The organism is Paenibacillus sp. FSL R10-2796 (assembly GCF_037965315.1).
Classification (GTDB): Bacteria; Bacillota; Bacilli; order Paenibacillales; family Paenibacillaceae; genus Paenibacillus_AQ; species Paenibacillus_AQ odorifer.
Genome location: NZ_CP150178.1, coordinates 4,475,551 through 4,489,769, shown reverse-complemented (window position 1 = coordinate 4,489,769; position 14,219 = coordinate 4,475,551). Strand labels below are relative to the sequence as shown.

Annotated in this window: 11 protein-coding genes; 7 read left to right on the top strand and 4 right to left on the bottom strand. The window is 43.2% G+C overall.

The window, feature by feature from the left end:
• Positions 1 to 167: 167 nt before the first annotated feature.
• From NST58_RS20345 to NST58_RS20320, 6 genes are all read left to right on the top strand, one after another.
• The gene (locus tag NST58_RS20345; RefSeq protein WP_076127168.1) at positions 168 to 1,175 is read left to right on the top strand and encodes a zinc-binding alcohol dehydrogenase; all 1,008 of its coding nucleotides are present in this window, start codon (positions 168 to 170) and stop codon (positions 1,173 to 1,175) included.
• 15 nt (positions 1,176 to 1,190) lie between these two features.
• Complete coding sequence (locus tag NST58_RS20340; RefSeq protein WP_076301669.1) at positions 1,191 to 2,024, top strand: sugar phosphate isomerase/epimerase family protein; 834 nt, start codon at positions 1,191 to 1,193, stop codon at positions 2,022 to 2,024.
• Positions 2,025 to 2,059: 35 nt separating this feature from the next.
• Entirely contained in the window at positions 2,060 to 2,899 is an 840-nt protein-coding gene (locus NST58_RS20335; RefSeq protein ID WP_076304571.1) for a sugar phosphate isomerase/epimerase, read from the top strand.
• 41 nt (positions 2,900 to 2,940) lie between these two features.
• Positions 2,941 to 3,831 carry an AraC family transcriptional regulator gene (locus tag NST58_RS20330; protein WP_248548601.1) on the top strand — a complete coding sequence of 297 codons (891 nt, stop codon included), beginning with the start codon at positions 2,941 to 2,943 and terminating at the stop codon, positions 3,829 to 3,831.
• 161 nt (positions 3,832 to 3,992) lie between these two features.
• Entirely contained in the window at positions 3,993 to 6,422 is a 2,430-nt protein-coding gene (locus NST58_RS20325; protein WP_339243978.1) for an ATP-binding protein, read from the top strand.
• The gene (locus NST58_RS20320) at positions 6,391 to 7,110 is read left to right on the top strand and encodes a histidine kinase (protein ID WP_339243976.1); all 720 of its coding nucleotides are present in this window, start codon (positions 6,391 to 6,393) and stop codon (positions 7,108 to 7,110) included. Before NST58_RS20325 ends, NST58_RS20320 begins: the two co-directional genes overlap by 32 nt.
• On the opposite strand, the gene NST58_RS20315 is transcribed toward NST58_RS20320, so the two are convergent.
• Positions 7,094 to 7,642 carry a CDP-alcohol phosphatidyltransferase family protein gene (locus NST58_RS20315; protein ID WP_076278672.1) on the bottom strand — a complete coding sequence of 183 codons (549 nt, stop codon included), beginning with the start codon at positions 7,640 to 7,642 and terminating at the stop codon, positions 7,094 to 7,096. The genes NST58_RS20320 and NST58_RS20315 overlap by 17 nt on opposite strands.
• Before the next feature lie 152 nt (positions 7,643 to 7,794).
• Here NST58_RS20315 and NST58_RS20310 point away from each other — a divergent pair, with 152 nt between their 5' ends.
• Positions 7,795 to 8,928, top strand: a complete 1,134-nt coding sequence (locus NST58_RS20310) for an SGNH/GDSL hydrolase family protein (RefSeq protein ID WP_076278671.1) — start codon at positions 7,795 to 7,797, stop codon at positions 8,926 to 8,928.
• Positions 8,929 to 8,997: 69 nt separating this feature from the next.
• Here NST58_RS20310 and NST58_RS20305 read toward each other — a convergent pair whose 3' ends face one another.
• The 3 genes from NST58_RS20305 to NST58_RS20295 form a co-directional block, all read right to left on the bottom strand.
• Entirely contained in the window at positions 8,998 to 10,683 is a 1,686-nt protein-coding gene (locus tag NST58_RS20305; RefSeq protein WP_076127158.1) for an ABC transporter substrate-binding protein, read from the bottom strand.
• A gap of 105 nt (positions 10,684 to 10,788) precedes the next feature.
• Complete coding sequence (locus NST58_RS20300; protein ID WP_076278670.1) at positions 10,789 to 12,399, bottom strand: response regulator; 1,611 nt, start codon at positions 12,397 to 12,399, stop codon at positions 10,789 to 10,791.
• 4 nt (positions 12,400 to 12,403) lie between these two features.
• Positions 12,404 to 14,215 carry a sensor histidine kinase gene (locus NST58_RS20295; RefSeq protein WP_076278669.1) on the bottom strand — a complete coding sequence of 604 codons (1,812 nt, stop codon included), beginning with the start codon at positions 14,213 to 14,215 and terminating at the stop codon, positions 12,404 to 12,406.
• Positions 14,216 to 14,219: the final 4 nt, after the last annotated feature.

Genomic DNA, 14,219 nt, shown 5'->3' with positions numbered 1-14,219 from the left:
ATAAGGATCTTTGAACGAAAATGAAAGGAATGACATGTCGTCTCCTCACTTAAACTCTACCTCCCATCTTACTTTTAGACAAAAAAACATTTTTGCAGTCAAAGACATGATGTCTAAAAACGCATACATTTAAATAGAAAGTTTGAGGATCATGGGAGGTAATGAGGATGAAAAATAGAAAGATAATGTTTATGAGCCCACACCATGTGGAAACGGTTGAAGAGGAGCTTGTACTTAAGGCTTTAGGTGACCATGAGGTACTCGTAAAATTGATTTATTCGCTGATTAGTCCGGGAACGGAGATGGCAATGTTATCTGGCAAAGAGGATTGGGCAAAACTCCCGCTGTGTCCAGGTTATGCAAGCGTCAGTCGTATCGTAGAATGTGGTAAAGGTGTTCAGGAATTTCAAGCGGGCGATGTGGTTTTTCATTACGGAACTCATTGCGAATATCAAGTGGTTGAAGCTAGGGATGTTTTCATTCGAGTGCCGGATGCGCTAGACTTGAAATGGGTACCGTTTACCCGGATGGCTACGGTAGCTTTTACATCGATACGTGTGTCGGATATCGAACTTGGAGACAAAGTGAGTGTGACAGGTCTTGGATTGGTAGGCAATCTTGCAGCTCAATTGGCGCGTTTGCAGGGGGCTACGGTAATTGGTATGGATTTGTCCAAAGAACGGCTGCGGACCGCGCGTCAATGCGGTGTGGATTACACACTGGACAGTGGCGAAGGATTGGTAAAAGAGCAGATTATGACGTTAACTAAGGGCAAGGGTGTTTCCAGTCATATTGAGGCAACCGGTGTTTCCAAAGTTGGGGTTGATAGTCTTCAATACATCGGCTCACAGGGAGAAATCATCTTTTTGGGTAGCCCGCGTGGAGAATACAATACAGATATTACGGATGTGCTTAATTACTGTCATCTGTATAACCGGGGATGCATTACATTTAAAGGTGCTCACGAATGGCGTTATCCAACAGAGCCTAATTCGTTTGTGAAACATTCCTTGGTGCGTAATTCTGGCATTGTCTTCGAGCTTATGCAACAACAGAAGCTGCACATCGAACCTTTGATTAGCCATGTCATCAAGCCGGAGCAAGCTAGCGAAGCCTATGAGGGATTAAGAACCAACAAAGATCAGTATAATGGCGTACTGTTTGATTGGTCATAAAGGGGGAGAACGACGATGATAAGAGGATTAACAACAGCGGGTTTGGGAGAAATTGCTTCTAATGAAGAATATATCAGACTTGCGAGCCAATTCGGGTTTCAGGCCATAGACGTCAATCCATTAGAGTTGGTACAGCAGTATGGCAAGGATGGGGCCATCCAATTACTGGAAAGTCATGGCATCATGCTAGGATCATTTGGTTTAGAGGTAGATTGGCGCACGACAGAGGAAAGCTTTAGGGAAAGTCTGAAATCGCTTACGCTGATGGCTGAGGCCGCTGCTGCATTAAATTGCACCACATGCTGTACCTATATTTTGCCTTCGACAGATCTTCCGGTCGCATCGTTCATGATTGCAGCCACTAGACGTTTAAGACTATGTGCAGAAATATTAGGCGCCTATGGTATTTCGTTAGCCTTAGAGTTCGTTGGTCCTCATCACTTACGTACACAATGGGCAAATCCGCTAATCTGGACGATGCAAGATACGTTGGACTGGATGGATACAATTCAAGTGAGAAATATCGGTTTATTACTGGATTCCTATCATTGGCATACGAATGGATTAACGAGTGAGGACCTGCTGAAATTACAACCGCATCAAATTGCGTATGTCCATATTAATGATGCTAAACCTCTGCCGATAGAGGAATTGCTAGATTCCGATCGATTGTATCCAGGGGAAGGATCCATTGATCTTACCGGATTCTTGGGAAGCTTGAAAAAGATCGGATACAAGGGCGTTATCGCTCAAGAAGTGCTAGCGCCAGCTTCATCACAAAGTTCATCTGAACTATTTTCTCGTTCCAAAACAGGCTTCGATAAAGTATTCTCATCACTGGAAATCTAACCCCATCGAATCCAACATTGGAAGGAGCGTTAAGGATGAGTCTGTTCAAGGGTAGAATCGCTGCACACACCATCACTTGGGGGCAAGCGCATTTCAAAGCGTTGGAGGAAGTCTCCAGACTGGGTTTCACGGGGATTGAGCCGTGGGCGTCTTTTGCACTTCAATATGAAGAAAGTCCAGAACAATTACAAGAGCTCATGGCTGGGTACGGGCTGGAGATGACTGCGTTGTATGGAGGTACGGCTGGGGGACAGCAGCAAAAATTCGGCAATGCCGCGAACACTTCGAGTATCATTGACTACAATGTGCGACTTGCTAAAATCATAGCGAAGTGTGGAGCAGACATCCTTGTCCTAGGGCCAGGTGGCACTCGGGATCAACCCTCATCGCTGGAAGAATTGAAGGTTGCCGCAGCCACGATGAATGAAGTGGCGAAAAGAACCTATGCCTTAGGGGTAAAGACATGTGTTCATCCGCATTTGTGGACGGAATTGCAAGACGAGAAAGAAATTGAGATTGTGATGAGCCTGACAGATCCGCGGGTGGTATATCTTGCCCCGGATTCAGCACATCTGCTCGGAGCGGGGATGGACCCGGCATCTATCATCCGAACGTATCAGGACAGGGTAGCTTATGTTCATTTGAAGGACCTGACAGACAGGTCTGCCGCTACACTTGATACACAGCTTCCTCATTTTTGTGAGTTAGGCAAAGGATCTGTTGATCTACACGCAACTATTGAAGCGCTGAATGAAATTGATTATTCCGGTTGGATGACACTCGAAGTGGACGAATCGCTAAATAGCCCGTACAATACCATGGAAATCTGCCGAGATTATGTAGAAGATCACTTAAAGATTCCGGTTAGGATATAAAATAAGATCAATAAAATGTCAGAAGAAGGAGAAGATTCGAGGTGAATGAGTCGTGGATGAACAGCATTTCCCCTTATGTTCGAGTAGCCAAAGTCATGGAATCCTCCTTACTAGCAGGTGAATGGTTGGATCAAGATCACGTGTATACCTATATAGATCAGGGAGAGGCGGAGTTTTTCTTGAATGGGGTGAAGTTCCTGGTTCGAGAAGGGGATGTGCTGCTCATGCATCCATGCTTGCCCCATATAATTAGGTCCACCTCGGCTTTACCCTTAGTGCAGTATATCTTTCATTTTGATTTGTACGATAACGAGGATAAAAGCTCATCGGATCAAGCGGATGGACTTAGGCCCGGGATCCAGGATATCATGCCAAGTGAAATGCAGCTTGCTGATATTTATCCGCTATCTCATCTGCAGCTCCCAGATCGAATCGAATTGAAGAGAAGATTCATGCAACTGCAAAAAGAGCTGCTAGATCCAACGTACGGCGGGGTATTAATCAACAAGTCTATCTGTTTGGAATTGTTGTTTCTGTTCTTTAGAAATCAGAACCTGTCCAAAGGAACGGAAGGGAAGAGAACCAAAGGATGGCCTTTAATTGAAGGCGCCATTCATCACATGCACCAGTGTTATCAAGATCCGCAGTTAAGTAATGAATCTATCAGTAGGCATGTTGGGGTGACTGCCAATCATTTGTCGTATGTGTTCAAGACTCAGCTTGGGGTGACCATTCATAATTATTTGAAGCATGTTCGTATCGAGCAGGCTAAATTGAGAATCATTCAGGGAAAGCAAAATCTAACGGAGATTGCCGAAGATGTGGGGTTTTCTAGTATTCATCTGTTCAGTCGGACGTTCAAAACAAATGTGGGAGTAATGCCTAGTAAGTTCGCGGCGATGCGATCTGCTTTAATCAATAAATCACAATAAAGGAATCGACCATCTGCTCTTTGGGATGGTTGGTTTTTTTCCTCTGAACATAGGATTACATACGTCTATAGGCCTCTTAATATAGTATAATCATACTGTATTGCTCAAAGTTGGAGATAGGGATATAGCACTATTAAATACTATTGACGAATGAGGAGTCTATGAGAACTTCGGAGAATAAAATTAAGTTAAGTCATATGTTGTACATAGTAGTATTCATCTGCCTGCTGATTGCAATACGCTGGAGCTGGTACAATCATTTTACTCTGTCCAATCCTCCTGTAGTGGAGCAAGGTGTGCTCGATTTGCGGGGAGTAGACCTTGAATCACTAAGCTCCTTTCCATTGGATGGAGAATGGGAGTTTTATCCTGAACAATGGGTGAATGCCGCCAATGTGGATGGTGTTTTAAAAGGCCAGATGCTTCAGGTGCCGGGTAACTGGAATTCTGTATTCAATTCTGCTGAGCAAAAGAAGGCGTATGGATACGGAACTTATCATTTGCGGATTCTGCTAGATCGTCCCTTGTCTGAGCCACTTAGCTTTTGGTTCCAATCCATCTATACTTCTTCTGAAGTGGAGATTAATGGAACAATTCTCTCACGGTTTGGAGTGTTATCTGACGAGAAGGAAGAGCATGTTTATGTGACGAAAGCATTCTTAATCAGTTATACACCTACAGATCAGAAGCATCTGGATCTGTTTGTTCGGACGTCAAACTATGAGTCTCCACTAAAAGGGGGCATAATTCGGTCCGTGGAGTTTGGCATTCAACATGGGGTAGACACTATATACTGGAATTCCATTGGCTTGCAGCTAGTCGTAGGGGTCATGCTTCTTCTACATGGGTTGTATTTATTGATTATCTATCTGATGGATGTACGAAAAACAGAGCTGATTATTTTTTTCCTAATGATGGTCGCTGCGGCTGTATCCATTGGGGTTGAACATAATGGACTGTTGTTCAGGTTTCTTCATGTTGATTTTGCCTGGATGCTGAGGTTAAAGGTTCTTTCGTATATAGGGTTTTGTTTATTCCTTTTATTGATGGGAAGAGAACTATTGGGGAATCGACGGAAAGGCAAGGCGTTTTATAGTTACATCCTGTCAGTTCTCATTTTTACTTTATTTATTATTGTAGGTCCTGAAGAGGCAGTGTTATATATCATCGGAAAAGGGTATTACATGATCCTGTATTACGTTCCAGTGTGTTGGACGGTATATTATTTTTGGAAGATGGTAGCCTTACGAGCTGAAGGTGCTCTATTTTTATTGTTTTCAGTGTTAGCAGTACTGAATAATATGTTGTGGGGGGCTGTCTACTATGCCGGTAGCTCACAATTTATGTTTTATCCCGTAGATTTAATTGCTGCCCTTGCCGCATTTTCCGCCTATTGGTTTAGGAGATATTTTCATCAATCCCATCAAAATGTGTTACTGAACGCTCAATTGGCGGAATCCAATAAATTAAAGGACCGTTTTCTAGCCAATACGTCACATGAGCTGCGCACTCCACTGCATGGGATTATGAATATTGCCCAAAGTGTGTTAACAAGAAAAAAACATGTGCTGGATGAAGAGAGCCAGCGTGACATGGAATTGCTAATTATGGTCAGTCGCCGGATGTCGCTTATGCTGAATGACTTGCTTGATGTTGTGCGATTGCAGGATAAGCGGATTGTGATGAATATAAAGGCGCTGCAAGTGAGGTCATTGGCTGAAGGTGTACTGGATATGTTGCGTTTCTTAACCGGTGGGACGAAGGTGGAGCTTCGAATGTCTATAGATGAGAATCTGCCGCGTGTTTATGCTGATGAGGAGCGATTGGTGCAGATTCTGATTAATTTGGTTCATAACGCACTAAAGTACACCGAACAGGGAAGTGTTGAACTGGCCGCAGAACAAGTGGGTGGGGATGTATGGATACATGTTACGGATACAGGAGTAGGTATGGATGAAGCTTTGAAAAAGCGTGTTTTTATGCGCTATGAACAAGGGGCTTACGGTCAAGGCGGCATTGGGTTGGGGCTTAGTATCTGTAAGGAGCTGGTCGAACTGCATGGCAGTGAATTATTGCTGCAATCGCAGCCGGGTCAGGGAAGTAAGTTCAGCTTCAAATTACCTGTAGCTAAAGGGAGCCTGAAGTCATCTATTCCAGATGTTCATACAGAAAAAGATTCGGATCCATTGTCACCATTCAGTACGTGGATAACTGCGGAGAAATCAGCTATGGTGGCTGCCACCTATAACACAAAGGAAGTAGAGGCACTCTCGAAGCTCGATACAGACGCTGACATCATACATGTGCTGGCGGTTGATGATGATTCGGTCAATTTAAAAGTTCTGCAAAATATTTTATCAGATGGAGCCTATCGGATTGATACAACGACTTCAGCCCGTGAGGCGCTGGATATGTTGCATCATGAGCAGTTCGATTTGGTTATCGCTGATGTGATGATGCCGGGCATGTCTGGATATGAATTGACAAGATTGATACGCGAGCGGTTCACGATGTATGAACTTCCTATTATTCTATTGACCGCTCGCAGTGAGCAGGAGGATGTCTATTGCAGGTTTCTTGGCTGGCGCTAATGACTATGTAACCAAGCCAGTAGATGCCATGGAATTGAAGTATCGTGCTTCGTCGCTCACTTCTATGAAGCAAGCAGTCAATGATCGTTTGAGAATGGAGGCTGCTTATTTACAAGCGCAGATCCATCCACATTTTCTCTTTAATACATTAAATTCGATTATGTCCTTGAGTGATTTTGACACTGTCAAAATGAAAGATCTTTCAGATGCATTCACTACTTATCTGCGGATCAGCTTTGACTTCTTAAATGCAGGCAAACTTGTTTCACTGTCGCAAGAGCTGGAGCTGGTCGAGAATTATGTATATATCCAGCAGCAGCGTTTTGAGGAGAGGCTGCAGGTTGAATGGGAGGTAGACGCGAATCTACAGCTTCTAATTCCTCCGCTGACCATTCAGCCACTGGTCGAGAACGCCGTCCGGCATGGGATCTTAAGTCGGGCAAAAGGTGGAACCTTGCGTATTCACATCGAGACACATGCGGAGGCTGTTCATTTTATCATTGCTGATACGGGGATTGGAATGGATGAAGCTCAAGTCAGTAAGTTATTGCAACCAAAAAGTCTTAAGGATCAAGGAATTGGGCTCCTTAATACAGATCGGAGATTAACACAATTATATGGACAAGGCTTGAAGATTCAAAGTATTCCTGGGGTGGGAACTACGGTGTCTTTCATAATTCCTGATTAGGAGGGTTGTAAAACCATCCTTTTCTGTCCAGCTGTAATTGAGTGGATGTGATTTGAATCATCAATTCTTCCACGGCGGATAAGGTTGCAACTATACAGACAATGGTTGTCCAAATGGTGGGGTTACTATGGGAAAGCCATATAGGAGTTACAAATAAGAGAAGCCCGGTGAGTTTATTGCCGTAGGTATGGATACTTGCGTAAGTTTTGAATCTGCGGAGGGCAATCCCTGTCGATGTTATGCGGATGGCCGCGATCAAGAAGATCCATAGGATGAATTCGAGGGTAAGACCCAGATACGGATACAAAGTAAATAAGCAGATCCCGATTAGTATCGTGTCGGCAGCGGAATCCAGCTTTGCTCCGAGATGACTTGTTGTGCCTGATTTTCGGGCAATTGGACCATCTATCAGATCGGTGACTCCGCAAAGGATATAAATTGCAAGAAAGGCCGAACTTAGCGGCTCGAAGAATAACAGCATTATTGCCAAAATAATTCTGCCAAGTGTAATACAGTTAGGTATAACTTTCAACTTCAATCCCACCTTTGTTCATGACCTCATTTAATTCTATTGTACCAGAGGAAGAGTATATGCTATTTGGAAAAGGATTATAAGATAGTATTGAAGAAGTAGTGAAGTAGAAGTATAGATTAGGATTCTAGCGGTAAATTAGGAGGGATTTTATGAAGCAGAATACAAACTTAAAGGTACATACATTAGCTGATATCGAACATCTGAAAATTCATGGCAGAACAACAGGGTCACTTTCTCCACTAACGTTATTTTGGACAGGCAGTGCGGTCGAATTAAATGTTAAAAGTTCTGAGCTATGGCTTGAAGTAGAAGCAGATTATGATGTTTATGAACCCTGGATTAGCATCCTGATCAATTCCGTTCCTGTTAGCAGACAAATGTTAGTAGCAGGCAGGTATTGGATTTGTGTATTTAGAGGCATGAATGATCGTGTTGTCAACAATATTCGTATTGTAAAAGATGTGCAGGCAATGAGTGGAGACCCTGGCTGCTCTTTGCAGATACATGCGGTGAAGATGGATGGAAAATTCCTGCCGGTTGCGGACAAACCCCACAAGATAGAGTTCATAGGTGACAGCATCACATCCGGAGAAGGAAGTATAGGTGCCAAGGCTGAAGAAGATTGGATTCCAATGTGGTTTAGCGCCATCAACAACTATACCAGAATGACAGCAGATGCTTTAAATGCAGAATATAGAGTTATTTCTCAAAGTGGCTGGGGCGTCCTTACTAGCTGGGATAATAATCCGCACGGTAATATCCCTGATTGTTATGAGCAGGTTTGTGGTCTTCTAACTGGAGCAAAAAACGAAGCTTTAGGAGCTTTTCAAGAACATTCTTTTGAAACCTGGCAGCCAGATGTTGTGGTAGTTAATCTAGGAACAAATGATGGGGGCGCTTTTCAATCGCCAGAATGGAAAGATGAGGTAACAGGGGAGAGCCATAAACAACGTTTAAATGAAGACGGGACCTATAATGAGGATGATATACAAGCTTTTGTCGATGCCGCCGAGAAATTTCTGCTGAAGCTTAGAAAAAATAATCAACATGCACATCTCGTATGGGCATATGGGATGCTTGGTATCCCGATGATGCCAGCGATCTACCGGGCGGTCGATGTTTATAGCAAGAAAACAGGGGACAAGCAGGTTTCTGTATTGCAGCTTCCAAATATGACGGATGAGACCATAGGGGCAAGAAGTCATCCGGGAGCATTAGCTCATGAACAAGCGGCAAAAGAGTTGACGGGGTATTTGAAAGGGATTCTAGCGAGCGAAAATTAATGAGGAATTCATAAAAAAACAAGCCGGAGCGAAAGGATCACGCTCTGACTTGTTTTTATTTACTTTAGTCTATTTGGTGGATACAGACTTGAACCATTCGTTAACTTCTTTGGTGATTTGATCACCACCATTTGCTTTCCAGTTGGAAACAAAGGAGTCAAAGGCATCTACAGGAAGCTTACCGTAAATGATTTTGTTGAAGGTTTCCATTTCGGATTGACGAAGCAGATTCCATTTGGATACCATCGTTGGTGTCGCAGCGCCAGTGAAATAGTTCTGTCTACGAATGTCTATTTGTGACATAACAACTTTTGCAGCGGCCCAGTTTTCCGGTTTACGGAACTCAGCCATTTGTTTTTCATAAGGAGTTACAGGGGTTTCACCATCAGCAAGTTTAACCAATGTCTTCATGAACAGATCAGGAATACGAGCCGGTCCAGTTAAGAAAGGAAACTCATTGGAGAAGTCTTTAATCTTCTCTTTATCACTAGTAGGCTTTCCATCAATCATGTCCCAATCGTAGCCTTTAGCAAAGCCGTATTCAAATTCACTACCAGCTGCTGGATTAGCTAGGTTATCAAGCAAGTAGTTGTAGTATAAGAAAATTGCTTCAGGGTGCTTAGCATCTTTGTTAATCATGATACTAGCGTTTACCCCAGAGTTCTGCCATTTGGTACCGATGAGTCCGTCTGGACCTGCTGGAACCGGATAAGCTTTGATCTTCGCTCCAGGTACATTTTTCATAAGATCGGGAGCCGGCCAGTCTGGAACCCAGTTTGCCCCTGGTAGAATACCTGCGGCGCCTTTTGTCCAGCTTTCAGCAGATTTACCTTCATCCCAAAGCGCAGAGTCTGTGTGAATATAACCTTTGTCCATCCACTCACTAAGCTTAGCAAGGGCTTGTTTAGCACCAGGGTTAATGGAACCGTATTCCAGATTGCCGTCGGCATCTTTATTCCATTGTTCCTCAATCGTACCGTAAGCACCGAATAACCAGTCGAGTTGGCCCATCCAGGTGTTTGTATTATTTTTCAAAGAAATCGCAAGTGGGAAAACATCTTTAGGTGCTAGACCATCAGGGTTTTCGTTCTTAAATTTGTCCATGATATTCTCAAGATCGGCGATTGTTTTTGGAGCCTGAAGGTTCAGCTTTTCCATCCAATCTTCACGTAACCAGAGAAGAGTATCGTCATTATCAGTATATTCAAGGATCGGCATATTGTATTTCTTACCGTCTTTTGTGAATGGATACCAAAGTTCTGGGTGTGCTGCAGCATGATCTTTTAGAATTTTATTAGCATATTTGTCGAACAACTCATCGATAGCAATGAACTGACCGGAATCAATCAATTGATTGGTCAATACTGCATTGGTTGGTACAGAAACGAAGTCAGGCAGCTTTTCGCCAGAAGCAATGGCAAGCTGAAGCTTTTGTCTGTATTGATCGTCATTGGCAGGATACCAAGTATCTTTATGCTTCATGCCCAGTGTTTCCAGCATCCAGCGATCGTGAACATTGTTTTCTTTGGTATCACCTTGAACATATTTCTTCGGCATCAATACCGAACTGAACTCGATGGGTGGATCGTATTTACCTTTTTCAAAAGCAGCATCTGCTTCAGATAAACTAGTCTCAGACGATGTGGTATTGTTTTGTTTGGCGTTTTCATTATTTCCGCCGCCACTGCCACAGGCTGTGAGTGTGATAAGTGCTGTGACCGTTAACAACGACCACATTTTTTTGAACTTGATCATTCTTTAATTCCCCCTACTGTGTATGATCTTTACAAGTGTAACTTTAACAACTAGTCGGGGATGGCATCTATATGAGATTTTTAGTTTCGATAGGACTCTATCATGCTATTTATTATTGTCTCGATATTCCTGCGGCGTTACTCCGAACTGTCGTTTGAACACTTTTATAAAATAAGCAGGGTCCATATAGCCAATCTCCATGCTGATTTCATAGACTTTTTTAGAGGTAGTCTTCAGCTTATGGCAGGCGCGATCCATGCGCAGGCGCGAGATATAATCGCTTATTCCTTCACCCGTTTCAATCTTATAAATTTTTGATAAATGAGTCGGATGGAGGTTTACATGGTCAGCCAGAACCCGTAATGAAACATCTAAATGCAGGTTTTTGTCTGTGAAATCTTGAATCTTTTTCACATATTCAGACCTGATGTCTTTAATTTCGTTAGACGTTCCTTCTTTCAATTTGCTCAGAATGCTGAGGGACCATTTTCTAAGTTTACCGATGGTCGAGAACGCTTCACCGCTTTGCAACCAACCGAGATCGTCTCCCGCTAAGTTAGCTAGAGTATGCCCATTTCGGTGTGCGAGATTCGTGAAGGATGCAGTGATTAAAAAACCGGCCTCCATGCAATGCTCCCACGATTCAGACCATTTCTCATCCAGCTCCGCGCAGACAGCGAGTAGTTTCTCTTCCGCAGCATCCCAATGCCCACTTTCAAGCAGGTGAATTAGTGTCGGCGGGGTGTAAAGGGCATCCAAAGGTCCTTGGGTAGTGGAAGGTTCAAATTCGCTGACCCGCATTACGAATTCGCGCTCGTCTCCCACGATCTGCCGGAAATAAGCTGTGGCCTGACGGAAACGGCTCGACACCTTCTCGGGAAACTGGAACCACTCGGTGATTACTATGGACAGGGAACCTTTCAGAAATTGCTTAACCTTATACTGAAGCTGTAAAGAAAGCTTTTCTAGGATGGTTTCTTTGCCGATGTCGGATCCTTTCTCTTTAAGCTGAAGCAGAAACACAAGATATCCATGTTCCTCTTTAACGCCCCAGACCTGCATAAACTCACCCATAATCTCTTCAGCCATATTGATGATGGCATATTCAATTAAGGTTTGATCATTATTGTTATAATGGCTAAATTCTTCTTCCATGCGTACAAGCATCAAAGCGCAATCGCCAGAATGGAAGGGCAAATCATAAGTTACGAGCTTCCGTTCCCATTCGCCAGCTTGAAATTGATGACCTTGCAAGGCATCAAGCAGCAGTTGACCACGTAAAAGCGGCAGATTCTCACGAAGGGTAAACTGGGTTCGTTTAAGCGAACTGATAAGTTCCCATTCTGTGTTCAATTGCTCGATGGCAGTTTTGACTGCACCGATAATTTCATCATCGGTAGGTGGCTTAAGCAAGTAATCGACGGCATTATGCTGAAGTGCTTTTTTGGCGAAATCGAACTCCGAATGGCCTGATAAAATAATACATTTGATCTTTTTATCACGTTTTCTTATCCGCTCTATTAATTCAATTCCCGTCATTTCGGGCATTTGGATATCCGAGATCACAATATCAATAGGGTTTGTATCGATAATTTGTAGCGCTTCACGTGCTGAATACGCTTTATGCACCTGTTCAATGCCTAGCGTATGCCAGGGTTTAGTCATGGCAAGATTATCTACCCAGTGTGCTTCATCGTCTACTATAATCATTTGCATGTTGTTATTCTCCTTGATGATTCTTAAATTTAGAATATTCATCCTCCGTAGGGATTTCCCAGATAATCTCTGTTCGGAAACCTCCAAGAGGGGATGGTTTAAAGGTTAGGCAGGATTGATTACCGAACAGGTGCATGATCCGCTGATTCGTATTCCAGAGCCCGCAGCCCATTTCTTCCTGCAATGGCTCCTGCATTTTACGATTCAAAGCTTCCAGCTGCTCCGGATTCAAGCCAGGTCCGTCGTCATCAATGTAGATCTTGCAGAAGCCGTTCGAAATCTCACCACTAATGCTGATCTCACCCGAAGAATACGATTTTGCCACTCCGTGAATGACTGAATTTTCCACAATAGGTTGTAGCATTAGACGTGGCACAGACTGGCTTAACATGTTCTCAGGGATTTCGATATGATAATCAATTCTGGCATTGCGCAGCTTTTGAATATCCAAATAGTTGACGAGCAGCTTGATTTCATCATCCAGTGACGCAGTTTCCCGTTCCATTCGGGTAGTATAACGGTAGTAAGCACTTAAATTATAAGCCATGGAGACGACAGCGTCCTCATCCTTCATTTGGGCCATATTGATAATATAACCAAGGCAGTTATAGAGAAAATGCGGATTGATTTGCGCCTGCAGTTGCTTAAGTGTAGCTTCGCGGGCACGGATTTTCTCATTGAACACATTCTCTATCAGGTCTTGAATTTGATGTGACATATCATTAAAGCGATGGAATAGAAACGAAAACTCGTTCCGGCCTTCATTATGAAGACGTACAGAATAATCTCCACGCTGCACGCGCCGTAAGCCTTTAATTAGCTTTTTGATAGGATATTGAACATTTCTATATAGTAATATGGAAGCGGAAATTCCCATAACAAACAGCAAAATCATCGAGATATAGAACAAATCCTGACTGAGCGAAATGGGTTTTAGGATTTGATATAGAGGGACAACATCTATTAAATTCCAATCCAAATAGGAGGACTTCACAGAGCTGACCAGGTAGTTCTTGCCATTGAGTTTGACTACATCCTGGGTAGTATTCTCAGGTGAGTGTTTATCCAGGTAACGAATGAGTTCTTCAGATAGCTGCTTGTCCGCACTGCGATTCAGAATTGGCGAGTTCCCTTTATGATAGAGAAAAGGATCACCTTGTCCACCTTCCTTGTACGTATCCAGCATGTTCTGAATATTCTCATAACTGAAGCTGGCCTCAATCACCAAGTTGCTTCCCGTCAACATCCCCGGCTGAGCTAAGGAATCTGTATAGAACCAGTAGAAGGATTTTAACTCGTCTTTAGATTCCAAGCTGTGATCGCCATACGTCCATTTTCCACTCATATTTCTTTTTAAGTAATCCTCATCATACCCAAATGCTCGATTGTAGTTGGAGATGACATCTTTATTTTGCTGTGAATGTACGGCATATCTGGCAGGCCAAATATCTGCAACCCCAGATTGAAGCACCATCTTTTCCTGAATGACATACCGGGTCTGCATCTGATCATATCGATCAGCCCAAATGTTTAATCCGTTGAAGGCTCTGACATTGGGATCTCTAGAAAGGATAAGGGTGAAGTCCATCATCTGATTAATACGCGAATCAATTTGACTGGACAGAAAAGTGAGCTGCTTCGTATTGGACACCTGCAGCTCTTTGCTTACAACATCGTATGTGACGTTATTTGAAAAGGTATACATGATAATGATGGGGATGAACAAGAGTATGATCAGGCAGTTTATTTTGGCAAACAAACTAAACCGGGATTGTGTTAATTCTCTCAGGGATGTAAAGCGCTTCCAAATATTCATAAAT

Bases quoted from the DNA above. Each gene is read 5' to 3' on its own strand.
- NST58_RS20345 (WP_076127168.1), top strand. From the start codon at position 168: ATGAAAAATAGAAAGATAATGTTTATGAGCCCACACCATGTGGAAACG.
- NST58_RS20340 (WP_076301669.1), top strand. From the start codon at position 1,191: ATGATAAGAGGATTAACAACAGCGGGTTTGGGAGAAATTGCTTCTAAT.
- NST58_RS20335 (WP_076304571.1), top strand. From the start codon at position 2,060: ATGAGTCTGTTCAAGGGTAGAATCGCTGCACACACCATCACTTGGGGG.
- NST58_RS20325 (WP_339243978.1), top strand. From the start codon at position 3,993: ATGAGAACTTCGGAGAATAAAATTAAGTTAAGTCATATGTTGTACATA.
- NST58_RS20320 (WP_339243976.1), top strand. From the start codon at position 6,391: ATGTCTATTGCAGGTTTCTTGGCTGGCGCTAATGACTATGTAACCAAG.
- NST58_RS20310 (WP_076278671.1), top strand. From the start codon at position 7,795: ATGAAGCAGAATACAAACTTAAAGGTACATACATTAGCTGATATCGAA.
- NST58_RS20305 (WP_076127158.1), bottom strand. From the start codon at position 10,683: ATGATCAAGTTCAAAAAAATGTGGTCGTTGTTAACGGTCACAGCACTT.
- NST58_RS20300 (WP_076278670.1), bottom strand. From the start codon at position 12,399: ATGCAAATGATTATAGTAGACGATGAAGCACACTGGGTAGATAATCTT.
- NST58_RS20295 (WP_076278669.1), bottom strand. From the start codon at position 14,215: ATGAATATTTGGAAGCGCTTTACATCCCTGAGAGAATTAACACAATCC.